The organism is Petrotoga sp. 9T1HF07.CasAA.8.2 (assembly GCF_002895585.1).
Lineage (GTDB): Bacteria > Thermotogota > Thermotogae > Petrotogales > Petrotogaceae > Petrotoga > Petrotoga mobilis.
The window spans coordinates 1-26,978 of record NZ_AZRI01000008.1 but is presented as its reverse complement, the minus strand read 5'-3'; the positions used below and the strand labels follow the sequence as shown (position 1 = coordinate 26,978).

Below are 26,978 nucleotides of genomic sequence, written 5' to 3'. Positions count from 1 at the left end.
CTCGAGAGAGGTAAGGGCAGTCTGAGAACAAGACGTAGATAGGCCGCAGGTGTAAGTACTGAGAAGTATTGAGCCGAGCGGTACTAATAGCCCGAGGCTTTGGACGAAACTCTATGCACTTGTGAATGAGTAATAGGGGGTGAAGATAACGATACGGGAAACACCCAGAACCATACCGAACCTGACGGTTAAGCCGTATCGTGCCGATGGTAGTACGCTTCGTCGTGTGAGAGTAGGTATCGCCCCCTTCCTTTTTTTTAAATGTTTCTCTGCCCAAGTCCCGCCCTAAAAATTGCCGCGTAGAATATACGCGGCATTTTTGTTTATTAAAATGAAGAAAATATGATATAATTTTTTAGACGAAAAAATTCTAAAAATGGAGGTAGGAAGTGAGATGGAGGATGTTAAGGAAGTAGCATATAAAAGATTTCAGCAATGGCTTGAAAGTGTAACAGATGATTTCAAGGAAGAACTACTCCGTTTAAAGGATAATGAAGAGGAAATTATTGATCGCTTTTATAAAGATTTAGAGTTTGGAACTGGTGGATTAAGGGGTATAATGGGTGTTGGTACCAACAGAATGAATGTATATACAGTAGCTCGAGCAACTCAGGGCTTCGCTAATTATTTAAAAAAATATAAAGATTTTCCGAGTGTTGTTATTGCTTACGATACGAGGTTAAACTCCGACCTATTTGCAAAGGTTGCTGCTCGAGTATTGGCTGCTAATAACGTTAATGTACATATTTTTGATCAAGTTGCTCCTACACCCTTACTTTCCTTCACCGTAAGAAAATTAAAAGCAGATGGAGGAATAATCATAACAGCGAGCCATAATCCACCGCAATACAACGGTTACAAGGTTTATACATCCGACGGCACTCAAGCTGTTCCCCAATATGCAAATGAAATTACTTCAGAAATTGAAAAATTAGATTACTTCAAAGATATTAAAATGATGGGATTCGAAGAAGCTGTTAATTCTGAAAAAATAAATATACTCAGCGAATCTATTTTCAACGATTATTTAGATGAAATTGAAGGATACATTAGGTCCTTAAATCCAAAAATGGATAAAAAACCCTTAATAGTATATACACCATTGTATGGAGCTGCTTTGAAATTAGTTGAAGGAATTTTGAATAGGTTAGGTTTTGAGTTTAGTCTAGTTGAAGAACAATCAAAAATTGATCCTTCTTTCTCAACTTTAAAGGTTCCTAATCCCGAAGAGAAAGAAGCATTTGAATTAGCTTTGAAAAAAGCAAAAGAAATAGATGCCGATCTAATTTTGGCAACGGATCCTGATGGAGACAGAATAGGGGTATTTGAAAAATATAAAGGCGATTATGTATCTTTTACAGGAAATCAAATTGGAGTAATGTTGGCTCATTATTTGTTAAGCAAATTTAGGGAATTTTCTTCCTTAAAACCAGACGATTACATTGTAAAGACAATAGTTACTACTGATATGGTTAAACCCATTGCCCAAGAGTTCGATGTAAAAGTCGAAGAAACATTGACAGGATTCAAATATATAGGAGAAAAAATAGAAAAATATCTAGGAAGTGGAAAAAAATTTATATTTGGATTTGAGGAAAGTTATGGATATTTGGCGAACGATCATGTGAGGGATAAAGATGCCATAATTGCTGCTGCATTAATTTCCGTTATGAGTTCTGAGTCCCTATCCAAACTGAAAACACTCACCGAGTATTTGAAAGATCTAAAAGAAAGATATGGTTATTATGATGAAAAGCTTCTTTCTTTTACTTTTGAAGGGTTTGAAGGAACTCAAAAAATAAAACGCATAATGAGCAAGATGAGAAAAAATCCTCCTATAAAAGTTGGTGATTTTACTTTGAAGGAAACGTTAGATTATCTTAATGGAATAGAGGGGTTCCCGAAATCCGATGTAGTAGAACTGAGATACTCAAACGTTAAAATTATAGCGAGGCCTTCAGGCACAGAGCCAAAAATCAAATTTTATATTATGGTAAAATCATCTTCCGAAAATGAATCTCGCAAATTGATAAAAGATGCTGAGCAGGCTATCTCAGAAATTGTAAATGTTTAGTATTCTAATAAAGGTGAGTGAAAATGAGGTTTCATAACGTTTTATTTACAGATAATGGTAATTTCGTAGAAATCAACGATATTTCTTATTTAGATGGAAGCACTATAAAAATAAACGACATTCTTCCGCCTTCGATTTTAAGAAAAGGTTCTGTTAACTTCGTGGGATATTTTCTTGTGGAAGAGGATAATAATGATCTATCAGGTATAAGAAGATATTTAAATATAAGCGAGCGAAGAGGGAAATACCTTAAATTAAGTTATTGTGATGACATATCTAACACGGTTAGGGAGATTCATGGCGATTATGTTGATCTGGTTTCTAAATATGTAGGGTTAAGGAGAGTAATCTCTTCTTTCAACGATTTGATTTTAGAAAACGATATAAACAACAATTTTAGTTATTGGTTAGAAAAGACGGTTGAAAATGTTCCTCTTGACGTTAGAGAGTTGATCGCTCAAAGAATTACAAAATTTGTTAATTTGTATTTGATAAAGATCTATGAAGGGATTTATAAAAGAAATATAGATCTATTAAAAAGATTTGAATCGGAAATCGCATTCAAAATTTTAGAAGCTCAACTATTACAGAAGACATATTAGGAGGAGTATTCGTGAAATGGGTTGCAGCAACGGTAATGTATGATGGTTCAAACTTTTATGGTTATCAAAGTCAGCCAACATTTCGTACCGTTCAAGATGAGTTTGAAAAAGCCTTAAAGGTTATTTTTAAAAAAGAAATTCCTTCTTATGCTTGTGGAAGAACTGATACAGGAGTACATGCGGTAGGCCAAGTTATTTCCTTTAAAGTAGAAAATGAAAATATGACTGAAAAAAATATCAAAGATGCTTTGAATGCTATTTTACCAGAAGATGTGTATGTAAAAGAAGTCAAAGAAGTAAAAGAAGGGTTTAATCCAAGGGCAGAGGCAAAAAAAAGAATATATCATTATTTTATTTATATTAGTGAAGATCCAAATATATTTTTAAGAGACAGAGTATGGTGGATCCCTTTTGCATTGAATTTAGAAAAGATGAGACAGGCAGCAAAATATTTTGAAGGGGAGCATGATTTTACCAGTTTTAAAACCGGTAACGATGAGAGAAATCCCATAAGGACCATTTATAGGGTAAGGATAATAGAGTTAAGAAAAGATTTAATTTTGATAAGAGTTGAAGGCAAGTCCTTTTTAAAAAGAATGGTTAGAAATATCGTTGGTTCATTGGTAAAGGTGGGTACAGATGTATGGGAAGTGGAAAAAATACAGGAAATTTTGGAAGCAAAAAAAAGAGCTTTAGCACCTGCCTCAGCTCCTGCGCAAGGGTTGTATTTTTACTCAGCTTTATTTTAATAAATGGTATAATCTTAGCCAAAGTGGAGATTGGTTTAATTTATAATGGACCTTCTAACTATTTCGACGAGGTCTTGTTGAATCTCTACAAATACGCGGATATCTCCATACCTCCTGATGAAAACTCTCAAATTTTGGAAATAGATTATATTAACGATCTATTTTATATAAGATATAACAACACAATTTTCACAACCTCAATGGAAAATTTGGATAATACTATCCATGAAATACTTAATGAACTTCCTAGGAGCGTCTTTGTTATCCCAGAAAACTCTTTTATTCTTACAGACGATGGAACCAAAACGTCTGCTTTTTTAAGTTGGAATCAAAATATGAGTGTACTTTTAGATGTCAATGGCTTTATTTTTGAGCATAAGTTTTCTCCACCCATTGGTGAGATGATTACAAGAGTACCTTCAAAATGGATAGAGCTAGAAATTACGGGTGACAGCAGAGAAGCTACTTTAAACAATCTAAAAATAAACACACCAATTACAATAAATGTACCACCTTCAAAACTTACTTTCACGGATGGAGTAAAAAAAATAGAAATAGACTTAACGAATTATGAAGGTGAAAAATATACATTAGATCTGGAAAAACAACAGATATATAAAAAAGTTGAAACTAATATAGATAAAGTATTTGAAATTGAAAGCGGCGTATTTTTCTATGGAGAGCCTTTATCTATTTGGATGCCAAAAAAAGGAGAACCTGTCATTACTAAATCCCGGTTTTATTGTGATTACGGTGACATAGAAGAAAAAAGTAAGACATTCTATATCGATGGAGAAATTGTTTTTGCCTATGAAAAAGATAGTACGGTATACATGCTTTCCAGTTCGGGCCAATTCTTCACTTTGGGCAAAAAGAATATAAATCGAGATTTTGAAAGAGCTCCTTTATCCATTTTGGTCACAGATGAATATATTCAGGTAAAAACCTTCAAATTGGAAAGTTATAGGATTGAATTTGCTGGAGGAATATTCAAAGAAGGAAATGTTTACAATATGTTTTTAGAGTTGCCTTCCTATGCACCACAAAAGGAATACGATTTAGGTAAGTTTGATATCGAAATTACAAAAAACGAAGTTATAATCTATTCTAATGAAGATGAGTAATAAACTAAAGAGGGAAATTCAGCAAAAAACCTTCAATACTCCCTTTGTAAACAATCTCACCCTGATCCAAAAAAACAATCTTTTCTGCAATGTCTGAAAACAAGGAGAGGTTTCTTGTAGATATAATCAATGATCGATCTTCTTTGATATCGTAAAGAAAGTCTTTAATATTTTTATGCATGAAATCGTCCAAATGATCTAAGATAGAATCAAATATGAATACTTGTGGGTTTCTAACTAAACTCAGAAAAATTATAAATGAAATCTTATCCCCAATTGTCCAATTCCAAAAACTCTCATAACTTTTTAACGAAGAATGATTGGAAAAGATATGTGCGATATTAAGCTTTTCAAGAAGTATAAATTGCTCATGTGATATCTCTGAAGGTTTTATTCCTAATACGAGGTTGAAGACTTCACTTAAAGTTAAGAAATTTATATTATCAACAAAGGTTGGCTCCGAATATGCAATTTCGGAGCGAAGATATCTTTTTTCAATATTATTGACATCCTCACCTAAAAATAAAATCTGACCAGTAGTTTGGATGTTTTTAAAAAGTTCCTCATTCAAAGTTACAATAGATCTTGCTAATAAAGATTTACCTGCATTCCTAGGTCCATAAATTAAAAGAATTTCATTTTTTGATATTTCTAAATTAATATTATTCAATAGTCTTTGACTGTTAATGTATACAGATAAATCTTTAATTTCGATAATCTTATCTTTATCCATTTTAATGTTTTGTGCTTTTCATATTATTAAAAAAATATTCCTCTTTGACTAAAGCTAACTTTCTAATACTTTCTTCATTATCGGCATTTTTTAGGGATCTAATAAAATCAATTTGGGAAGAGTATTTAAATTTTGCATAATCATCATTTTCTTCGTAAGTACTTTGATTTTTTTCATACATCGTGAGTGCCGCCTTCCTTCGCTTAATCTTAAAATTGGTGGCTTACCAACAATATGATACTCTCTTCTTTATACAAAAAAGCTAAATTTCATTACATTTCTTTTATAAAACAGTGAAAAATCGCATGTTTAAGAAAAGAAAAAAGGGCGGACTATGCCTCCCTTTCTTTGTTTAACATAAAACATTATTTTTAAGAACGATTGTATTTCTTGAGCTTAAGCCTGAACAATTAATGTGAAAGTTTTAACATTTTGCCTTAAAAAATGGTGGAGACGGCGGGAATCGAACCCGCGTCCGAAAATAGGTGAAGCCGGCTTCTCCGAGCGCAGTCCGCAATCAGTTTTCGGAAATTGTGACTTTGCGGACCGAGTCACAATTTCCTATTACCCGTTGGTACTTCTAAAATCCGGGTAAGAGATTTTAGAAGTGGAACCTTTTTCTGACGCCTCATTCCTCAAGCAAGGTTCCAAGAAAACTTGGGGAGAGACGAGCCGCCGTCTACGCAGCAGCTAATGCTAATTCTGGTTCTTCGGCATTTCAATGTTTTTTCGTTTTTTACGAGGTTTCAGACTCCTCGACTCGCTTCCCGACTTCAGCCTATTCCCGTCGAACCCAATCGTCCCCATACTTTATTCCTTAACCCGTTCGGGGTGAATTCTTTTTGCTGGGATACGTTTATATTATAACAAATTTTCAGTTCAAAATCAAGACCTCTTAAGATGCCACTGTAGTTTTTCAGATATTTCAGGGTCACGTTCTTGTAGGTATGGAACCAAATCAAAATTCTTAGACAAGATTTTTGTTATTGAATCCAAAATAAGCACTTTTAAAGAGTTGTTGGAAGTTTTATAATACTTTTCTAAAAGTATATCTAAAGTTTTTCTGTTCGGTAACTCGGTAATGGCCATAACGCTTATCTCTTCTATTTCCCATTCATCGCTGTCAATATAAGTTTTCAATATGTCTAAATAAGATTCATCTTTTGTGATTTTTAATAGATTTTCTATGATCAAAGGGAAAGCCCTCTCATCTGAAAATTTATTGAACATCATCTTAAGGTTTTCCACTATTTCATGGCACTTCAAGTCAGATAAAAGTTCAGCTAGATACAACAAAACAGTATCGTCTTGAAAGTTCAGATTGAATCTTCGTTTGAACTCTTGTAAAAGGTATTCTTTTCCCTCGGGTGCCATAACGCTCAATGCATCCCTTGCCAATTCTCGAACTTCGTAATCATCATCATCTAATAGCTCTATTAAATTAGGTATAGCTTGAAGTCCTTTTTCATCAACTATCTTTTTTATCAGATCTTCACGACTGTACATCTTTTACACATCCTTTTCAATAGACAATATTCCCGTACATCTCTTTTATTTCTTCCAATCTTTCATTTTCTGATAATTTTATGATTGCTGAACTAGTTTCTTCGTTTGACGATTTTACTATTTTAAAGTGTTCAGTGGCGAAATTTGCTACTTGGGGCATATGAGTGATTACAATAATTTGTTTGTCTTTTGATAATTCGTTGAGTTTATTTCCTACAACATCTGCCATCCTTGGGCCAACTCCAGAATCAATCTCGTCAAAAACCATAGTATCAATTGCGTGATTTTTCCCTAGTACAACCTCCACTGCTAATATTATTCTAGACAATTCACCCCCAGAAGCTATTTCGGATAAAGGCATAAAATCACTTTTTGGATTTGTTTTTAATAAAAAGGTGATCCTATGTGCTGCCTCTTTTTTTGGCTCTTTTAGTCTTTCTATCTTCCAATCTATCTTACTATTTTCCATATTGAGATCCTTCAGATTGTTTTCAATGTTTGATTTTAAATCGTTGAGAAAAGGAGTAACCTTCTCTATTATTTTATCACTGAGTTCTAATAATTCGTCTTTCAATTTATATAATCTTGGTTCTAACTCGTGAAAATCGTTTTTTATTTCTTCTAATTCATTTTTTTGAATTCTAAACTTGTTGAGATTTTTTAAAACATCATCAAGAGATGGACCATATTTTCTTTTTAAATCGATGATTTTGTTCAGTCTCTCGCTGACTCTTTCCAATTCTTCTGGATCGCTATCTAGTTGAGATAATCTATTTTCTAAAAGGGTGTATAATTCGGCTATTTGTTCCTGAATAGACGAAGCTAGAGAATGTTCTTCAATGAATCCAAAATCTTTTAACTTTGACAAATTGTAAATTATATAACCAATTTCCTCATCGATACTTTGTTCCTCTCTATCTTTTAGTATGTTTAAAGATTCTACCAAACGTTCCCTGATTTCTTCTAAATTATTTAGAGTTTTAAACCGAGCAGAAAGTTCATCATCTTCATGAGGTTGAAGGTTCGCCTCTTCAATTTCCTGGATCTGGTAGTTTAAAATATCAATATTTCGAAAGATTTCGGTTTTATTGGTTGGAAGGTTTTCTAGCTTTCTTTTCAAATTCAAGTATTCCTCATACCCCTTATCGTAATCAAAAAAATATTCGGGGAATTTCTCTCTCAAAATCTTAAAAATCAAAGAATTCTGATAATTCTCGTCTCTCAAAGCTATGTTGGAGTCTTGAGAATGTATTTCTAACAGATACTTCGAAATGTCTTGAACGACGTTTTTAGGAACTATTGTATCGTTAACTCTGAAAAGTGTCTTTTTAGGAGTGAAATTTACGGCTAAGATCAAATCATCACCATCAAAGGGCACGTATTCTCTCAGCATCTCTTTGATAAAATCATTAACGGTAAAATATGCTGAAACTGAACCTTCTGAGGTCTTCAGGTTTTGAGGAACATTTCCTATTAAAAAAAGATTTAAAGCATTTAAAAACATAGATTTTCCCGTTCCCGATTCACCGGTGATAGCGCAGAAATTATCGTTAAAATCCACGTTAGCACTTTTAAAGAGGCCAAAATTTTTTATAGACAAAGAAAGTAGCATTCACCACACCAACCTTACAATCGGCACTTTATTCTTCTATCATCGAAATTATACCATAATTTTAAATCTTTTTATTTTTTAAATAATCAAGTATTATTTCATTTGCATCTAAAGGAGGCACTTTTTCTAACGTTTTTTTGGGAAGTTTAGCTCCTTCCTCTATAACCTCTAAATATCCTCTAGCAGTACTCTTCCAAGTATAATTTTCTAAAACTCTTTTTTTAACCTTTTTTGAAAAATAATCATAATTATTCAAAGCATTTATTAAGCCCTCAACAATATCTTGAATATCTTCAGGATTAATTAACACACCTGAACCATCCGAAAATATTTCGCTTGGTCCACCATTCTTTGTTGCAACAACAGCAAGGCCACAAGCTCCTGCTTCGATAGGAGCTAAGCCAAAAGGTTCATAAAAAGAGGGTAAAACAAAAACGGACTTCAAGTTTGAAAAGAGTTTGTAAGCGGTAGCTAAGGCAAGTTGAGATTTTAAATCAAAAAAATATACCTTATCTTTTATATTTGCTTTTTCTATTTCTTCCAAAATTGGGGATAAGATAGATCTTTCTTTTTCCGACAATTTGTGTATGTCGGTGAAAGGATCAGGAATGCCCCTAAGAAATATTCCTAGATTTGCCTTATCTTGAAGATCTCTAGAATTTGCATATGCCTTCACAACAGCGATATGATTCTTTTTAGCATCTAAACGGCTGGAGAGAACGATAAAAGGTTTTTGCTGTTTATTTAATTTATTTTCAATTTGAGCGACAGTGTCTTGATCGAGATCAGTCATATCGTCGTTAAAGATATCCGTGTTAACTCCAGGGGGAATCACTTTGTATTTACTGTCGTTTGCAACTTCAGAAACATCGGCATACAAAGGATGAGAATATTGTTCATATCTTTCCATAGATGTGGAGACAATAATTTTAGATGCGTATTGCATTGACAACCTTTCAGCCATTATTCTTTGTGAAAAATGGTACTCTTTGTCGAGATCTTCAAAATTCTTCGAAGAGACGTTTAATTTGTCCATTTTTTGGGCACCTAAAGAATGCCCTGTGAAAGAGAAATTTAAACCTAATTTTGATCTTAAGAGAACTCCTGAGTACCCTCCATCGGCGTAATGAGTGGTTATGAAATCTATATTTTTGCCTTCGTAAAATGAAAGAATATTATCAACGTATTCCTTTAAGAATGGCCATAATTGTTCTTTGTTTAAGAATTTATCCCCACCAAAAGGTATTCTAACTATAGTTGGGTTTTGATTTGTATCAAAATAATCCAACTCCTTAGAAAACTCGGGCCAGTTGGGATCAATTATCTGTCTGGTAACTATATCTACAGAAACATTTAAATTAGCCAACTCTTTAGATACTTCTTTAACGTAGATCAATTGACCCCCAAAATCAGGATGCTCGGTTAAATGAGAATCGTTTTTGTCAAAGTTGCCTTGAGGATTGAGAAACAACACCTTCATGAGAAATTCCTCCAATAGTCTGATATTTGTAGAACAACAAATATATTTTACCATACTTATAATAAATTTTCTTTTCAACGCGCTTTTTAGAAACATAATCTGAAAATATGCTATAATTCTAAAGATTTCAATCTTTTTTCTGTGGGCAACGGGGCAAAATATTGATTTTTTTCCTTATGGATGGGCTGCTTGGCAAAAAATAAAAAACCTTTTTCCTTATGGGCGGGGAGCGGGGCGAAGGGGCGCTAACACAGTTTTAGAAGAAATTCTAATAATAAAGCTTCAAAAGTTCACGGGACGGAGGTTTAACAACATTGAAAACAAAATTTACTTTAACAGCATTATTTCTATTTTCCTTTACCTCGCTTTTTTCCTTTGAACTCTTCTTCTCTGGTGGCGAATTAGTACACTTTATAAATCAAAAACTAAAAACAAGCACTTCAGTAAAAGTTGTATCTTTCAGTTTAGATGATACAATTTCTGAAAATTTATCAGCTATAAACCATCAAATATTTTTAGAAAAAGATGGAGGATATTCTGGAGATATAAATTTAAGCATCAAATACGATAAAAACACTGACGGTTACCTACATCAAAAATATATGATCTTCGATAACAACTCAGTATTATTTGGAACTGGGAACTTCACTACAAGCGGTTTATTAACAGATCTAAACATCTTCATCTACACCGAAGATGAAAAGATTGTTAAAGTTTTTCTTGATGAATATGAGAACTTTCAAAGGGGTAAATTTGGATATTCAAAAGAAGTAATCAATCAGCGTCTAAACACCACCGAATTTGGGAAGGTAAAAATAATAACTGGGCCATCAAAAGAGGTCCTTAACTCAGTTTTAAATGAGATTAAGAGATCCAAAATTTCTTTAAAAGTCTTTTCGTATTCTTTCACCGATCCCTATTTCGTTCACATCTTGGAACAAGTTTCTTCCAACAATGTAAAGGTTGAAATACTATCCGATGATTGGAACAAAATCTACACTTCACCCTTAAAATATATGCAAGGCATAAATATAAAGTATAGGAATGACATTCATGCAAAGTGTATAACAATAGATGGAGAAACAGTTATTATAGGAAGTTACAATCTGACGTACAGGGCAAGAGAGAAAAACGACGAAATGGTTGTCATAATAAAAAACAAAAGGTTAGCTGACATCATAAATAGAAAATTTGATTTATTATGGCAAGAATGGTAAAATATATTGGTGTTTCTTTTTTCAATATCCGAAAAAGGAGGTCCATGCTTTTAAAAAATAAACCTAAAGCATAAATTAGCTATGAAAATAAGAATATCTTTGGCTCAAATGAATTCCACAGTTGGCGACTATCCAGGAAATGTTCAAAAGATAAAAGATTTCATCTCTAAGGCAGACGAAAAAGGTGCCGATCTAATACTCTTTCCAGAATTATCTCTAAATGGTTATCCTCCAGAAGATTTAATCTTAAAAACCCAATTTTTAAGGGATTCTTTGAAAAGTATAGAAGAAATACAAGATTTTAGTAAATCTAAAGATGTTGTAATAGTTTTAGGTGCTGTTGACTGGGATGTTGAATCCTACAACTCTGCTTTTGTTATATACAAAGGCGAAATCTATGGTAGTTATAAAAAGATGTTCTTACCAAACTACTCTGTTTTTGACGAAAAAAGGTATTTTACTGCCGGTAGAGCACCTTTTTTAATGGAAATGGAACGGATCAAAATAGGAATAACAATATGTGAAGATCTGTGGGTTCCCAACGGACCGGCTGTTTCCTTAGCACAAAACGGTGCCAATTTGATTTTAAATCTTTCTTCATCCCCTTTTTATAAGGGAAGAAACAAGGTAAGGTTCGAAATGCTCAAAACCAGGGCATCAGAGTTATCGAGTTGGATCGCTTATTGCAATATTGTAGGCGGTCAAGATGAGTTAGTTTTCGATGGTGGAAGCGTTGTAATTAACCCATACGGAGAAATAGAATTAAGTGCTCCTTCTTTTGAAGAAGGGTTGTATTTTATAGATATAGATCCCCTAGAACCTACTAGAGCCAATTTAAGGGAAGGAAAAAGGAAACATTACAATCAAAGTGCCTATTATGAAAGCGTAAATACAATAAAAATAGAAAAAAAGATTAGAGAAAAAACTCCCATAAAAGCTATAAAAGTTGACTCTTTTGATATATACGAGCAATTGTACCTCGCCATAAAAACAGGTATAAGGGATTACGTTTGGAAAAATGGTTTTCAGAAAGTTGTTCTAGGACTAAGTGGAGGAATAGATTCCTCGCTCACAGCCGCTATTGCTGCGGACGCTATAGGTCCTGAAAATGTTTTGGGATTACTAATGCCTTCTCAATACTCATCTAAAGGCAGTATCGATGATTCGATAGAGCTATCCAAAAATTTGGGAATTAATTATAAAATAATTCCGATAAATGACATATACGAAAAATATATTGAAAATTTGAAGGAAAGCTTTAAAAACACCGATGAAGACAAAACTGAAGAAAACATTCAAGCAAGGATAAGGGGAAACTTAGTAATGGCATTTTCGAACAAATTCGGATATTTAGCCTTAGCTTGCGGCAACAAAAGTGAAGCAGCTACAGGATATGCTACATTGTATGGTGACATGGCGGGAGGATTCTCTCCCATTAAAGACTTATACAAAACAGACTTATATAAAGTTGCTAGAAAATACAACGAACTTCACGGAAAAGAAATTATTATAAGATCTATATTAGAAAAACCGCCTTCAGCAGAGCTTAGACCAAATCAAAAAGATGAGGATACTTTGCCGCCATATGCTTTACTCGATGAGATTTTATTCAAGTATATAGACAGAGAAATGTCATATGATGAATTACTACAGGAAGGATACGATGAAGGGTTATTGAAAAATGTAATAAACATGGTCAACAAGAACGAATACAAAAGAAGGCAATCTGCTCCTGGTATAAAACTAACTGAAAGAAGTTTTGGAAAAGACAGAAGAATGCCAATTACGAATAAATATATTCCCTGGTAGTTAATGTCAAATGCGCAGGGGTAGGGTGCTAAATAAGGATCTTTTTCCTTATGGGTGGCTGCGAGGTCAAGAGATCTTCGATCTTTTCCTTGTGGGGTGGGGTGCGGGGCGAAGGGGCGCAAATAAAGACTATGCGCAACTTACAAAAAAACGATGCCAACAATTGACCTAAAAAAGCTCTACTTTTTAAAGGGTCACAGAGCGGAGCCCTTTTGCTGATTTATGCAAAAAAATTTTTTTAATTGAAATAGTGTTTTGGGGTTCTTAAGGGGCGTGCCCCTTAACGCATGGGTCTAAGGGACAGGCAGGTCCCTTTTAGAAGGGCGAAAGCGCTAAATCAGATCATTAAAACAGGAGAAAAAATCATGGAAGAAAAAGAAAAAAACCAATCCAACGATAGTCTAAAAAATTTATTAATCATCATCGGCACAATGGCAGTCATATATTTTGCTACTTTCATACTATGGAATTTGTATGTAGAAAACTTAGAAAGCCATTATTACTATCCATATGTAAAAATCAAAGAAACAGGCTACGAACGGGTTAAAAAAATGCCTTTTTCGCCCAAAGGTTACAATATAACCATTGAAAAAAGCAATATCACAAACACTTACACAGTAAAAACAAAGTTTGGTTCATTCAATATTCAAACATTTGACGATAGATTCTTCTTTTTTGAAAACTCTGATATGATTGTAATCTCATATCCTTCATACGATTTCAGGGGACTCGAATATTCTGTAATTCTAGAAAATGGAAATATCTTTAAATTTGTTATAGTACCAAACGAAGAAATCGTAGAAGATATTTTCACCTTTGTTGAAAATCTTTTAAGAATAAGGGTCTTAGAGATTCCAGAATTAGCAAATTATGAATATATCAAAGAAAGTGAGAACAGTTACACCATTGTTAGTAACGATCAAGAGTTTACTTTATCAAAAAATTTGATAAGTACGGTAGGTGAATCCCAAGACTACATTTATTTCATTTCGAAAAAGTATGGGTTGTTCAACAAGATATACTATTTAGAAAAATCAACCAATAATTTTGGAGAGCTAATAATGATATCGGAATCTCAAGAATTTTGGAGCAATAATTAGAAAATATAAAAATAAAGAATTTTTAAGTATAATATTTATTTTAAAAGAGTTACTGGAGTTGGGTCCAAAAGGGGGTATCTAATTTTTAAAGATTCTATCATCAAAAGCTATATTGGGAGGGTAAAAAATGGATTTTATAAGTAAAATTACCGTCGTTCCAAAAATCCCGGAAAAGATTCTGGGGTTAAAAGAACTCTCTGAAAACATGTGGTGGACATGGAATTATAAAACTCAAGCCTTATTCGAAACCATAGACAAAGAGCTTTGGGAATCCACTCAGAGAAACCCGGTTACCTTTTTAAAACGTGTGGAACAAAAAAAATTAAACACTGCTGCAGAAGACTCGAAATTTAACGAACTCTATCAAGAAGTCATGAAAGAGTTTTCTAATTATATGAATGAAAATAGCAACACATGGTTCAGTAAGACCCACCGTTCTTTTAAAGATGGAGAAATTGCTTACTTTTGTATGGAATACGGCCTTCACGAGTCTTTTCCTATGTATTCTGGTGGTTTAGGAATATTGGCTGGTGATCATCTAAAAAGTGCAAGTGATCTAGGTATACCACTTATAGCTATAGGTTTATTATATCAAAAGGGTTATTTTATTCAGAGGCTTAATTCAGAAGGATGGCAAGAAAGTATATTTTTAGATTACGATTTTTCGGATTTTCCTATTATTCCCGCCAAAGATACCAACGGGGATGAAATATACGTCGATATAGATCTATTAGGGAAAAAGGTATTTGCTAAAGTTTGGCAGGTAAAGGTAGGAAGAGTGAACCTATACCTCTTGGACACCAACCTAATGCAAAATGATCCTGAAGATAGAGAAATAACCTCCACATTGTATGGTGGAGACATAGAAATGCGTATAAAACAAGAAATACTAATAGGGATTGGTGGAGTGAAAGCGGTAAGAAAGTTAGGGTACAACCCATCTGTTTGGCACATGAATGAAGGTCACGCTGCATTCTTAGGTCTTGAAAGAATACGTGAATTAGTTCAAGAACATGGCTTAACTTTTCAGGAAGCAATTGAAGCGGTTCGGGCTGGAAACGTTTTTACCACTCACACTCCCGTACCTGCTGGGAACGATGTGTTTTCTATTTCTTTAATTGATAAATATTTTGGAGACTTTTGGCCTAAATTAGGAGCTTCAAGGCAAGACTTTCTAAATTTAGGATTAGAAAAAAGACAAAACGCAGAAGAATTATTTTCAATGACCATTTTGGCGCTAAAACTCTCTGGAAGATCAAATGCTGTTTCAAGGCTACATGGAGAAGTATCGAGAAAGTTATGGAACCATGTTTGGCCAGGTATAGAATGGTTGGAAGTACCTATAAACTATGTTACCAATGGCGTACATATAGACACATGGTTAAACCCAAAATTGCAGGAATCTTTAAAAGAATACCTGGGTGCTGACTGGATGTCAAAAATTGACGATCCAGAACTTTGGGAAAAAATTGATAATATCCCTGACCATGAACTATGGGAAACTCACCAACAATTAAAAAAAGAGTTAATAGAATACATTAGGAAGAGTATAAAAGCACAAAGATCGAGACATGGAGAAACAGTTGAACAACTCGAGGAAGTAAACCAAATAGGTGATGAAAAAGCTTTAACTATCGGTTTTGCCAGAAGGTTTGCTACTTACAAAAGAGCAGATCTAATATTCAGCGATGAAGAAAGATTAAAAAAGATCTTGAACGATCCCGACAAACCCGTGCAATTAATATTCGCTGGTAAAGCTCACCCTGCGGATAAACCAGGTCAAGAACTCATAAAAAAAATATACGAATACTCACGAAAACCTGAATTTCAAAATAAGGTCATAATTCTGGAAAACTACGACATGGATATGGCAAGGCACTTAGTCTCTGGGGTGGACATTTGGTTAAACAACCCCAGACGTCCAAGAGAGGCATCTGGAACATCAGGCGAAAAAGCGGGAATGAATGGAGCCATAAACTTCTCAGTCTTAGATGGCTGGTGGGTTGAAGGATACAACGGCAAAAACGGTTGGGCTATAGGGGACAACAGAGACTACGAAGACCTGAAATTACAGGACAAAATAGACAGTGTTTCAATATACAACCAATTAGAAAAACAAATAGTGCCTATGTACTATGAAAAAGGAGAAACTGACGTTTCAAAAGAATGGGTATCAAAGATGAAAGAGTCTATTAAAAGTGTCACATCTTTTTTCAACACAGCCAGAATGCTCAAAGAATACACTCAAAAACTATATATGCCCGCTCTCGAGCAGCACACACGTTTTTCAAACGATGACTTTAAATTGGCAAAAGAATTTGCCGGTTGGGTTAAATTGTTAAAAGAAAATTGGGACTCTATAAAAATACATGTCAAACTCGATCAAGATCTTACTGGAGTAAAAAACGCAGAAGAAGAAATAGGAGTACAAGCAGAAATATACTTACCAGGCATAGGACCAGACTCAATCCTACCAGAAGTTCTATTTGCAAGGTTGAAAGACGGTAAAATTGCCAATATAAGAAGATATGATATGAAACTCATCAAAGAAGTGCAAAAAGACACATATCTATACTCAGTAAAATTTAAGATAGAAGACAGAGGGGAATATGGAATAAATGTAAGGGTGACACCTAACAATCCTCTCATGCCCCATAAAAACTACTTAATGGGACTTGTAAAATATCCAGAATAAGATTGTGTAAATTTTTAATCGACCCCCTTGATTTCAATATATTGTCGTGTTATCATATAAACGTACAATATATTGATTCAAGGGGGTAATTTTAATGAGAGTTTTAACTAAATGGACCCAAAAAGAACCATCGAAGAATGCAATCACCATATTAAAAGACAGATATTTCTTGAAAGATGGCGAGGGGAATTATTTAGAAAGCACATGGGATGAAGTTTCAAAAAGGATTGCCAGACATGTAGCTGCAGCTGAGGTAAACTATACAAACGATATAGAGGAAATAAAAAATGCAGAAGAACATTTCTACCAACTAATTAAATCTCGAATTTTCTTACCAAACAGTCCAACGATATTCAACGCCGGCAAAACAATGGACAGACAATTATTCAAAAAAGATATAGAAGAAACAACTTTAGAAGACTACAGAACAATTTTTGATTCAAGAACAAAACACAACATGTTATCTGCCTGTTTTGTAATCCCCATGGACGATTCTATGAGCGCCATATTCGATGCAGTAAAAAATGCTGCTTTAATAATGAAATATGGGGGAGGAGTAGGATACGACTTCTCTGTTTTACGCCCAAAAGGCTCTTCTATCGCAGGCACAGGGGGAAAATCCTCTGGTCCCATTAGTTTCATGCATGTTTTCAACACTGCAGCATCTACAATAGAACAAGGTGGAGCAAGGCGAGCAGCTCAAATGGCTGTATTAAGGTATGATCATCCCGATGTCTTTGACTTTATAAATTCCAAAAAAGACAACAAAGGCAACAATGTCTTGAATTACTTCAACATTTCAGTGAACATTGACAACCCAAAAGAATTCAAAAAAATGCTCGAAGAGGATGGAGATCTCACCTTAGAACATCCCGCATCATCCATAAGAAAGACTATCAAGGCAAACGACTTAATGAACAAAATGGTAGAAAACGCATGGAAAACGGGAGATCCTGGGATGCTTTTCCTTGGTAGACACAATCAATACTACGCAATGAGTGAGCACACCCCAGTTACCGCTACAAACCCATGTGGAGAAGAACCCCTACCACCCTTTGGAAGTTGTAATCTTGGCTCTATAGACGTTGCAAAACTAGTGGAAGACATGGATTTAGGAAATCCAAACTCGCCGGATATTTCAGAGTTCCAAGAAATAGTATATTGGGCTGTAAGATTTTTAGATGACGTCATAGAATCAAATATCTACCCTCTGAAAGAAATTGAAGAAATATCGAAAAAGCAAAGATTTATTGGATTAGGAATGATGGGATTAGCAGATGCATTATACAAAAAAGAGCTACCCTACAACTCAGAACAAGCCAGAAAGTTCATGGCAAAATTAACCGCTGAATTAGCTTATTTCTCTCATGTTGCAAGTACTGAACTGGCCAAAGAAAGAGGCAATTTCCCGGACTTTCAACGATCCAAATACCCCAAAGGATTCATACCATTTCCCATGTTGGATGACGAAATAGACGAAGACATAGAAGTATGGAATGAAAAAATACGCCAACATTTTCAAGGCGAAGCCACAAAATACAAAAGAAATGTACAAACGAACACCATAGCTCCAACAGGTTCAATATCTAACTTAGCAGACACATCAAGTGGAATTGAACCAAACTTCTTACTATCCTACGTAAGATACATGACCAACAAAGAAGGAGACAGAGTGCCTCTATCTTATATAAACCCAATATTAATGGAAAAAATAGGCACCAACATGACAGAAGAGTTAAAAGCAGAAATCATTGAAAAAGGTAGCATTCAAAATATAGACAGTATACCAAACGAAATCAAAAAAATATTTGTAACGTCAATGGATATACCACCAAAGGATCATCTATTAGCCCAACACGTAATTCAAAGTTATCTTGACGCCTCATGCTCTAAAACTATAAATATGCCCAAATCTTCAACTATAGAAGACGTTAAAGCTATCTATCTACAAGCATTAGAATTAAACCTAAAAGGATTAACTATTTACAGAGATGGAAGCCTTGAAACTCAAGTTCTAACCTCGGCATCCCAAGAAGAAAAAGAAACAACTGAAACACAAGGCAAAAACGTCACATTCTTTGTATTGGACGAAAAACACAAACTAAGGGCAAGGCCAAGAAAAGAAACCTTACGAAGCGTCACACGAAAGTTTAAACACGACACAGGAACGGTATACGTCACAGTCTCCTTCGATGATGCCGGAGAAGCGGTAGAAATCTTTCTATCAGATGGCACAGAAACTGCAGAGGTCATTGGAAGATTATCATCCATAGCTTTAAGAGCAGGCGTCTCAACGGATGAAATAGTTGAGCAATTAAAAAAAGTTAAAGGAACATATTGTAAAGGATTGGCTCAGGAAATAAGCAAAGCCCTCAACGATTTCAACCAGTTATGGGGATCTAAAATAGAAGATTATGAAGTAATAAGAACGGGCACACCTAAAACCAGGGAAGAAGTAGAAAAATTTGTCTACGCCAACGACTTAAAATACGAAAAAGGTTATTACATAGACTCAGAAGGCAACGCATACTGCCCAAGCTGTCTATCTAAAAATACCTTGATAAACGAATCAGGCTGTGTTACCTGCACCACTTGCGGATGGTCAAAGTGTTCTTAAAAAAAATATATAACAAACATGCAAACCCGGTGAAAATGCTCACCGGGGTTTTGTTTAGTACTTTACATTTTTGAATTAATTTTAACAATTTCTCAAATTTTTGTTTGACAATCTTAATTTTTTATGATAATATAAATTAACTTATTTACTTTCTTTAGCTTACCTTAGCTAAGCATCCGCATACTATTGTATTATTAGGGTATATCTTAGTAAAAAAAATAATAGACTAATCAAAGACAAATTTTTTATGTGTTTTTCTAAATTATATAAACAATCACGAGGGGGAAGTAAGATGAAAAAAGTATTAATTTTAACTTTGGTATTGTTGGTAGGCATGCTTTCGCTATTTTCACAAGTTTCAATGACGGAGGCTCCTAAAGAACAAATTAAGCAGGCTCTAACCACAAACCCACTTGGATCTTTATTTGGTTTCTACAACGTTTCATACGAAAGGGCACTTTCCTCAAGTGGTTCGATTCAGGCCAGCGCTCTTGTCCAGTCCTTGAATCTCGGTATTGCGCAGGTCAGTACTTTCGGCGGTGGTGCAGCATATCGCAACTACCTACATCAGACTGCGCCAAGTGGTTTCTACGTTGCCCCAAGCGTTAGTGTGCTATATAGCTCAGCGATGGAAGATATCTACGACACAGAGGGTTCCGTGCGTTTTCTCCTCATCGGGGGTGTTGCTGGTTACCAGTGGATAAGTACCGGAGGATTTGTGTTCGACTTCTCTGCTGCTTTAAATGCGATTTTCGGTGGGCCAATAGAGCCAATCACATCTCCTGGGATCGGTTTTGCCGTAGGATATGGATGGTGAGGGCCTTTTTAGGTCTCCTTCATCAGCAAATCGATCGTGTTAAAATTTTCCTGAAAGAATGATATAATAAATACAGAACCTTAAAATAGAAGACAGGGATGTAATTTTGTAATTCTGAGAAATTATTTCTATGAACTAAATTTAATTATTTGCTTAAAGAAGCAAAAAAAGAAAATTACTAGGGGGTGAAAGAAAGTGAATAAGCTAAAGAAAGTTTTTCATACTGCGAGCCTCGTCTTAGCTGTTTTCTTAGTTTTATCGTTGGTAAATATAACTTTTGCACAAGAGATAGTTACGTCAGATGTGGTTGGGACTGTTTCTGAAATTGACAAATATGGAAATGTTCATACTGATATTCCAGAAACAACAATCTTCGAATATGGTTTTGAAATAGGGGATATGCTATTATTAAAGCTTGATGGAACAAGCGTTATTGCACCTTTTGTTACAACTTATGGTGACGTAGATAGAGGCAAACCACTCGTTAGAACAAGTAGTGGTCATGTTCAACTTGCAATAAACTATGGGAATTTTGCAAAAACCTATAATTTGGAAATTGGGGATAAAATAACTATCGAACTAAAAGAAAAAGGAGCGTATAAATCAGAACTTGAAATTCGTCATTTAGTTAGAACAGACAACAGGAATGACTATGCAAGTGACGAAATCTTTGCCAACTTTAGAGAAGTTACCATTGGAAATATAGGAGAGGGAAAACTTTATAGATCTTCACATCCATCCATCGATGATCCACGTTCTCCATATGCAAGTAAATTAATGGAAAAAGCGGGAATTAAGACTGTAATTAATTTATCCGATTCACAAGAAGAATTGATGAACAATCTACAGTATTCAAGTTATTACAAGATGATTTATGATCAAGGCAATCTAATAGCTCTTAGCATGGGTGTAGATCCGATGAGTGATGACTTTGCAAAGAAATTAAAAGAAGGGTTACTTTTCATGATTGAAAAGGAACCACCATATTTAGTGCATTGTGTAGAAGGAAAGGATAGAGCAGGTATAACTGTCGCACTTTTAGGAGCAATAATGGTTGCTTCAACAGAAGAAATATATAACGATTATGTAAAATCATACGAGAATTATTACAATGTAGAGAAAGGAACGCCAGCCTATGAGGCAGTTGAAAGAATAATTTCAGATTTATTGAAATGAACAATGGAAATCAAGTTGATGATTCAAATATAAAAGATGTAGCTATAAAATATCTAACAGAAAGAGTAGGATTAACCAACGAACAAATTTACCAACTACAACAGAAACTCAAGTAAAAAAGTAAGATCAATATATCCCGCCGTCAAGGCGGGTTTTTTGATTTTTTCATTAGGTATCATTGAAGTTTATCTACAAGCTGACTAATAATTATTTTTGACCTTTTAATTTTACAGGAAATTATTTAAATAATTATAAAAACTTTCAAAGTACTTTCTTAATTAAGCTTCTAGTCCTTATAGGTAGTTAAGAGATGATAAAAAGACATAAGATGTCTATAATTACTGTATCAGTTTCTAGTCCTTATAGGTAATTAAGAAACTAACATATTATATCATATTATGTTGCGTACAAAACCCGCATTAGATAATATTATCTGTCCTTGAAAAAAGATTGGTTAGATCTTAATTTGATGTCTTTGAAATGATATCATATCCTTGACTCTTTTTGAGTTAAGAAGATAGATTTTCTTGCTCTACCAAGTTGTCTGTTGATGTCATACATTTTTATCCTGATAACGATAAGAGTATACTTAAAGTACTTTTTGAAAAGGTAAAAGGGAACAACGATGTTAAACTTTCAAGAAGTAGGTCTTACAAGAAGAACGATAACTCTCATGTGGAACAAGAAATGGGGATAATTGTTTTTCCTTTATGCTAAATAAAAGCTTATTTTGTTAAAGCAAATATAGTTCACAAACACTTTGAAATATTGGGTATATTGAGATTAGAAAGGCCTTATTTTCAGAAGATTAACGAATTTTAACTTTTTAGATGATATAATGGGGTTGAAAACAAATTATATGAACCATGAGGAATAAGAGGATTGTTAGGAACATTGTTAATATTTCAATAGTTAAATAACTCACTAAGAAGGGGAGCAGGATGATAGTTGAAAGAGTTATACAAGAAGCACAGCCTTATTTAGAAGGAATAAAGATCAAAGATGCGGTTATAGGAATTTCACTTATTGGTTTGGAACTTAGTAGTAATCATATTGGCGTAAGTTACGTGCTACGTGAGAATTTAAAGTCAGGTTGCTCTATTTTCCCGTATGTCCAGGACATTATTGATAAAGATAGTTTAGAGATTGCCGAATGGGCTCTCACGGGTCAAGATGATTTGCAAAGGTCTATCGGCGTCGCTGTGTTGACAGCTGCTTCACACGCCCTTCCTTTAGTTGATGTTGATACTTCTATTTATCCCTTTTCTGTTGAAGTTGCTTCCGAAGATAATGTTTGCTTGATAGGCTATATTCCTCAAGTTGCTAATATGTTCAATGGTATGGTCAAAAATGTGTTTATTTTTGATCGTGGGGTCTCACAAAAAGGTGGTATTGTTGGGAAAGTACTCCCTGAGGAAGAACAAAAGGACATACTTCCAAAATGTGAAATAGTATTTTTAAGTGGAACTACTGTTATAAACCACAGCATCGAAGAACTTTTAAGTTTATGCACAAATGCCCGAGAAATAGTTTTAATTGGGGCATCCACGCCGATGTTTCCGAATGCCTTTGTTGGAACGGGGGTAACTGTTTTAGCAGGTTCTTGGTGGGATGAAGCTAAAAAAGATAAAATCTTTCGAAATATTTCACTCGCAGGGGGTATAAGCCAGATATCCAAACTTGCAATTAAAAAAAATATAAGAGTATAAAAAAGCTTGTAAGAAAATAATTTTTTAGCAGATGATGAGGTGGCTGAGATGGAACAATCTTTCGTTCATGTTTATACTGGTAATGGCAAAGGCAAAACAACAGCAGCTTTAGGGCTTTCTGTTAGAGCTGCACTTTCAGGTAAAAAAGTCTTTTTTGCACAGTTTATAAAGGGTATGGAGTATAGTGAGTTGAAAGTGAGCCAATATATTAAAAACATTGAAATTCAACAGTTTGGTAGAGAATGTTTTATCTACAAAAAACCTACAGAAGAAGACATAGAAGCAGCCAATAAGGGCATGGATATTTGTGAGAAGGTTTTAAAAGGCGTTGAATACGATTTGGTCGTGTTGGATGAGTTGAATATTGCTTTATACTACAAGTTGATTCCGCTGGATAGAGTTGTAAAAGCAATTAAAGAAAGAACTCCATCGATAGAGGTCGTAATAACTGGGAGATATGCCCCAGAAGAAATTTTAGAAATTGCGGATTTGGTTACCGAGATGAAAGAGGTTAAACATTATTACAACCAAGGAGTTCAAGCAAGAAAAGGTATAGAGTTTTAAATAACAGTAAAAATTTAAATAAGCAAAGTTTCTTCGAAGTCGATTATTTAGGTATTCGAAAAATAATTTTCTGTTTTATTTTATTAATATGTATAATAAAAAAATAATGGTATAATAATATTAACAATGATAAGTTTTAGAGTTTCTAATTTTGTTCAATAAAAAAGGAGGAGATTTTTATTTCAAATTATCCAAATTTTCACACAGTGGCTATCGAGTATATGAATGATTCAAATTTAGTACATGAGGACCATCTTCACCCTGAAGTTATTTTATGGGTGAACTTTAGTGAGGAATCTAAGAAAGAATTTTTGGACAAGATAAAAAAACAAGATGAAGATTTAGCTCAGGATATCAGCGAGCACCTATCACAATTCAAAATTGAAGAAGAAGTGGTTCCCGTTAACTTACCACTAGATGTCGATACCGAAGAAGAATTCGACAAATTTATGTATTTCTTAGGTGAATTGGCAGAGATCGTTGATTTAAAAGCGTATTCAGTGATTACTGAGGTGTCGCTAGCCGATGAAGAGAGCGAGAAAGAAGATTTTGAAGATCTATACAATTTCCCCGCAATATTCAGCGAGGAAAAGGAAGGAAGTTGCTATTTAACGGTATTCGATTGGGATTTAAAAGAAATGGAAGAGTATTCTGGTAAGTTTGAGAAAAACGAAAAAGATATTGAAGGTCTGAGATTTCCTTTCTTTCAAAGCTAAAACTTTAAAAAAACCCTCTGGAATCAAATAGAGGGTTTTAAACTTATTAAAGTTAGAATGAGGTAGAGGGGGGTATAAAATTGATAAAAGCGATAAATTTAACAAAAAAATTTAAAGATTTCACCGCTGTTGATGGAATCAACTTAAACGTAAGTGCGGGGGAAATTTATGGTTTTCTTGGTCCGAACGGTGCAGGGAAAACTACAACTATAAAAATGCTCACAGGAACACTAAAACCAACCTCTGGTCAAATTTTCATCATGGATAAAGATTACAATAATTACGAATTGGAGATAAAAAGAGAAATTGGCGTTGTGCCTGATGAACCAAAAATGTATGAGAACCTCAAAGGCAGTGAGTATATAGAATTTGTAATGAACGTATACAAATTAAATTCAAACGAAATTCATTCTCGATTCAACGAAATATGTGATGCCTTTGGGATAGATTACCTCAATGATTACATAGGTGATTATTCTCATGGTATGAAACAAAAATTAATGGTTGCCTCAGTTTTGATGAGAAAACCAAAGGTAATTTTTTTGGATGAGCCAACCGTAGGTTTGGATGCCCGAGCAGCGAGGATACTCAAAGAACTTTTACAAAAATACAAGAGCGAAGGCTCCGCGATATTCTTTACGACACATATCCTTGAAATAGCAGAAAAGATGTGTGACAGAATAGGGATCATCGATCACGGTAGGATCCTTGCAGAAGGTAATTTGGAAGAATTGAGATCTCTCTCTAAACTAGGAAATAGGAGTTTAGAGGACATTTTCTTGGAATTAACAGGGGGTAGTGAAGTAAAAGAAATAATCGACGAACTTTAGAGGGGAGGTTCTGAGACAATAATGAATGAATTAAAATTGTTGTTAAAATACTCCTATAAAAACAAATCTCGACCAACAAAAAATAAAAAAGGGATAGAAAGAGGTTCAGGTATGCTCTCCAGTGTAATGAGCTATCTGATAGTCCCAATAATTTTTTTAGCTGTTATCATTCCTACGATGCTTGCAGCTGCAGGTTCATTTAATTTAAACATTCCGTTGAATCAAATAGGTTTGGATTCTAATTATACTTTGTTAGAGCTAATGTTTGCACCTTCCTTTTTATTTGTAAGTGCGATTTTTGTTTTACAATTTTCCCCATTAATTGTAACTACGCTTTTTGATAACGATATGATGGACATCCTTTTGACCATGCCCATTAAAAGGTCAACACTCTTTTTTTCCTCTACTATAGATAGTTTAATCATGTCTGGAATAGGGAGTGGAGCCTTCTTATCAATAGTTGTCTCGTATATGATTTTGAAAGGTTCAAATATTATTCTATCTATCTTGGGTATTATAGGTTTTTTTCTTTTTTTGATCTCTATATCGATTGTAATAGGATTAATTATGTCTTTCTTTGTTGGTAAAACATCTGCAAAAAGAATTGCCCAATTAACTTATTTCATAGGCCTTATCTTTATGGTCTTAATACCGCAATTTCTCCCCCGTATGATGACTAGCGATCCACAAAACCTTGTGGAAGGCATGGGGAACTCTCTTAAAGTATTTATGAACCCTCTTTGGCCACATGCTCAGTTCATCAACGCTATAAACGGCAGTATCTTTTCTCTTGTATTCATCTACGCTGTTTCGATATTGTTCTTTTACTTGGTATATAGATACTCGAACAATCTTGATTTCTCAACCTCGAGAAAAAAGTCAAAGGTTAAAAAAATTGAAAAATTTAAAACCAAACGTCTGCCTCTTTTTGAAAAAGATAGAAAACTTCTTTTCAGGAATTCCCAATTGATCTTTATGATGATTTATCCGGTGGTATTGCCGTTCATATTCTTTTTCACAGGTATGCAAGATTTATCTTACATAACTATGTTTTTTGTGTTGATAGCTGCAGACTACTCTGCCATGATTTCTGCATATATGTTGACTGAAGAAATAAAAATCTGGCCCGTTCCAAAGTTATTTCCTTTCAAAACAAGAACTATGGTGAACTCAAAAATAATGATTTCTACAGGGCTTTATACAATTGAGTTCATCGCTCTTATAATAGTTTTCTCCATTGTGCTAAAATTTAAATTATTTGATTTGATACTTATAATTCCTACTGTCATATTATTGTACTATTCATCACTGTTAGGAACAAGAATCTTTCTCAGTGATCCCAAAAGAGATATATCCCAAATGAACAAGGTTTTCAAAGGTAAAGAAGTATTGGTTATAGAATTGATAACAATGGGGTACGCTGCGGCTATTTTTGGCTTGCTATTTTTTTATGACCTAATGTTAGCCCAAGGTCCATTGTGGATCTTCAAAAATATCAGCATGCAGCTTACTTCTTTAATAATACTTGGAACAGTAGCGGTGCTATTGTTTGTAATTGTAAGATCTATTGGAAAAGAACAAAGAAAGATAAATCAGTACATAGAAGCAATGGAATAACATTCAAAGGATAGATCTAAAAATCGTAATTAATTTCTGTAATAGTATAATAAGCCCTCTATGCTAATTTTTTAGAGGGTTTTTCTTATTTTTTAGAATGTGTGCTATCATATAATTTAGTAGGGTTTTCCTTCTGGGTGGGATGCAGGGTAAAAGTGCAAAAGATTCTTTTCCTCATGGGTGGGAAGTGGGATGAAAGCGTAAAGAATTTTTTCCTTATGGGTGGGCTGC

Annotated in this window: 21 protein-coding genes, 2 rRNA genes and 1 other RNA gene; 18 read left to right on the top strand and 6 right to left on the bottom strand. The window is 34.2% G+C overall.

All coding sequences use genetic code 11. The features are described from left to right. From X925_RS01330 to X925_RS01305, 6 genes are all read left to right on the top strand, one after another. A 23S ribosomal RNA gene (locus tag X925_RS01330) occupies window positions 1-108 on the top strand; the annotation flags it as partial. Window positions 109-135: 27 nt separating this feature from the next. Continuing rightward, window positions 136-248 (top strand): 5S ribosomal RNA (rrf, locus tag X925_RS01325). A gap of 146 nt (window positions 249-394) precedes the next feature. Next, entirely contained in the window at window positions 395-2,074 is a 1,680-nt protein-coding gene (locus tag X925_RS01320) for a phospho-sugar mutase (protein WP_121958925.1), read from the top strand. 23 nt (window positions 2,075-2,097) lie between these two features. Then, window positions 2,098-2,676, top strand: a complete 579-nt coding sequence (locus tag X925_RS01315) for a hypothetical protein (RefSeq protein ID WP_012209644.1) — start codon at window positions 2,098-2,100, stop codon at window positions 2,674-2,676. An 11-nt stretch (window positions 2,677-2,687) separates the two neighbouring features. Next, window positions 2,688-3,425, top strand: a complete 738-nt coding sequence (gene truA / locus X925_RS01310; protein ID WP_012209645.1) for a tRNA pseudouridine(38-40) synthase TruA — start codon at window positions 2,688-2,690, stop codon at window positions 3,423-3,425. Window positions 3,426-3,502: 77 nt separating this feature from the next. Then, complete coding sequence (locus X925_RS01305) at window positions 3,503-4,549, top strand: hypothetical protein (protein WP_146026672.1); 1,047 nt, start codon at window positions 3,503-3,505, stop codon at window positions 4,547-4,549. A 4-nt stretch (window positions 4,550-4,553) separates the two neighbouring features. On the opposite strand, the gene X925_RS01300 is transcribed toward X925_RS01305, so the two are convergent. From X925_RS01300 to X925_RS01275, 6 genes are all read right to left on the bottom strand, one after another. Next, a complete protein-coding gene (locus X925_RS01300) occupies window positions 4,554-5,282 on the bottom strand; it encodes an ATP-binding cassette domain-containing protein (protein ID WP_121958923.1) in 729 nt (242 codons plus the stop codon). Window position 5,283: 1 nt separating this feature from the next. After that, a complete protein-coding gene (locus tag X925_RS01295; protein ID WP_103065453.1) occupies window positions 5,284-5,463 on the bottom strand; it encodes a hypothetical protein in 180 nt (59 codons plus the stop codon). A gap of 264 nt (window positions 5,464-5,727) precedes the next feature. Continuing rightward, window positions 5,728-6,087, bottom strand: a transfer-messenger RNA (tmRNA) gene (gene ssrA / locus X925_RS01290). A gap of 80 nt (window positions 6,088-6,167) precedes the next feature. Further along, window positions 6,168-6,788, bottom strand: a complete 621-nt coding sequence (locus X925_RS01285; RefSeq protein WP_103065454.1) for a HEAT repeat domain-containing protein — start codon at window positions 6,786-6,788, stop codon at window positions 6,168-6,170. A 16-nt stretch (window positions 6,789-6,804) separates the two neighbouring features. Beyond that, window positions 6,805-8,400: a DNA repair protein RecN gene (locus X925_RS01280; RefSeq protein WP_121958922.1), complete on the bottom strand. Its 1,596-nt coding sequence runs from the start codon at window positions 8,398-8,400 to the stop codon at window positions 6,805-6,807. Between the two features lie 61 nt (window positions 8,401-8,461). Beyond that, on the bottom strand, window positions 8,462-9,880 hold the full coding sequence (locus X925_RS01275) for a glycosyltransferase (RefSeq protein ID WP_121958921.1): 1,419 nt from the start codon (window positions 9,878-9,880) through the stop codon (window positions 8,462-8,464). A 314-nt stretch (window positions 9,881-10,194) separates the two neighbouring features. Here X925_RS01275 and X925_RS01270 point away from each other — a divergent pair, with 314 nt between their 5' ends. From X925_RS01270 to X925_RS01215, 12 genes are all read left to right on the top strand, one after another. Further along, window positions 10,195-11,097, top strand: coding sequence for a phospholipase D-like domain-containing protein (locus tag X925_RS01270; RefSeq protein WP_121567218.1), 903 nt, complete (start codon window positions 10,195-10,197; stop codon window positions 11,095-11,097). An 81-nt stretch (window positions 11,098-11,178) separates the two neighbouring features. After that, window positions 11,179-12,906, top strand: a complete 1,728-nt coding sequence (locus X925_RS01265) for an NAD+ synthase (RefSeq protein WP_121958920.1) — start codon at window positions 11,179-11,181, stop codon at window positions 12,904-12,906. A 365-nt stretch (window positions 12,907-13,271) separates the two neighbouring features. Then, window positions 13,272-14,006, top strand: coding sequence for a hypothetical protein (locus X925_RS01260; RefSeq protein WP_121958919.1), 735 nt, complete (start codon window positions 13,272-13,274; stop codon window positions 14,004-14,006). Window positions 14,007-14,133: 127 nt separating this feature from the next. Beyond that, entirely contained in the window at window positions 14,134-16,701 is a 2,568-nt protein-coding gene (gene glgP, locus X925_RS01255; protein ID WP_121958918.1) for an alpha-glucan family phosphorylase, read from the top strand. Between the two features lie 94 nt (window positions 16,702-16,795). Further along, window positions 16,796-19,318: an adenosylcobalamin-dependent ribonucleoside-diphosphate reductase gene (locus tag X925_RS01250; protein WP_121958917.1), complete on the top strand. Its 2,523-nt coding sequence runs from the start codon at window positions 16,796-16,798 to the stop codon at window positions 19,316-19,318. 292 nt (window positions 19,319-19,610) lie between these two features. Beyond that, a complete protein-coding gene (locus X925_RS01245; RefSeq protein ID WP_121958916.1) occupies window positions 19,611-20,135 on the top strand; it encodes a hypothetical protein in 525 nt (174 codons plus the stop codon). Between the two features lie 195 nt (window positions 20,136-20,330). Beyond that, window positions 20,331-21,311: an SAM hydroxide adenosyltransferase gene (locus X925_RS01240; protein ID WP_199171451.1), complete on the top strand. Its 981-nt coding sequence runs from the start codon at window positions 20,331-20,333 to the stop codon at window positions 21,309-21,311. A gap of 941 nt (window positions 21,312-22,252) precedes the next feature. Then, the gene (locus X925_RS01235; protein WP_121958915.1) at window positions 22,253-23,020 is read left to right on the top strand and encodes a DUF364 domain-containing protein; all 768 of its coding nucleotides are present in this window, start codon (window positions 22,253-22,255) and stop codon (window positions 23,018-23,020) included. 48 nt (window positions 23,021-23,068) lie between these two features. Further along, window positions 23,069-23,584, top strand: a complete 516-nt coding sequence (gene cobO, locus X925_RS01230; protein WP_121958914.1) for a cob(I)yrinic acid a,c-diamide adenosyltransferase — start codon at window positions 23,069-23,071, stop codon at window positions 23,582-23,584. 221 nt (window positions 23,585-23,805) lie between these two features. Next, window positions 23,806-24,300: a hypothetical protein gene (locus X925_RS01225; protein WP_146026671.1), complete on the top strand. Its 495-nt coding sequence runs from the start codon at window positions 23,806-23,808 to the stop codon at window positions 24,298-24,300. A gap of 80 nt (window positions 24,301-24,380) precedes the next feature. Next, a complete protein-coding gene (locus X925_RS01220) occupies window positions 24,381-25,130 on the top strand; it encodes an ABC transporter ATP-binding protein (protein WP_012209672.1) in 750 nt (249 codons plus the stop codon). Between the two features lie 21 nt (window positions 25,131-25,151). Further along, window positions 25,152-26,747: a hypothetical protein gene (locus X925_RS01215; RefSeq protein ID WP_121958913.1), complete on the top strand. Its 1,596-nt coding sequence runs from the start codon at window positions 25,152-25,154 to the stop codon at window positions 26,745-26,747. Window positions 26,748-26,978 lie beyond the last annotated feature (231 nt).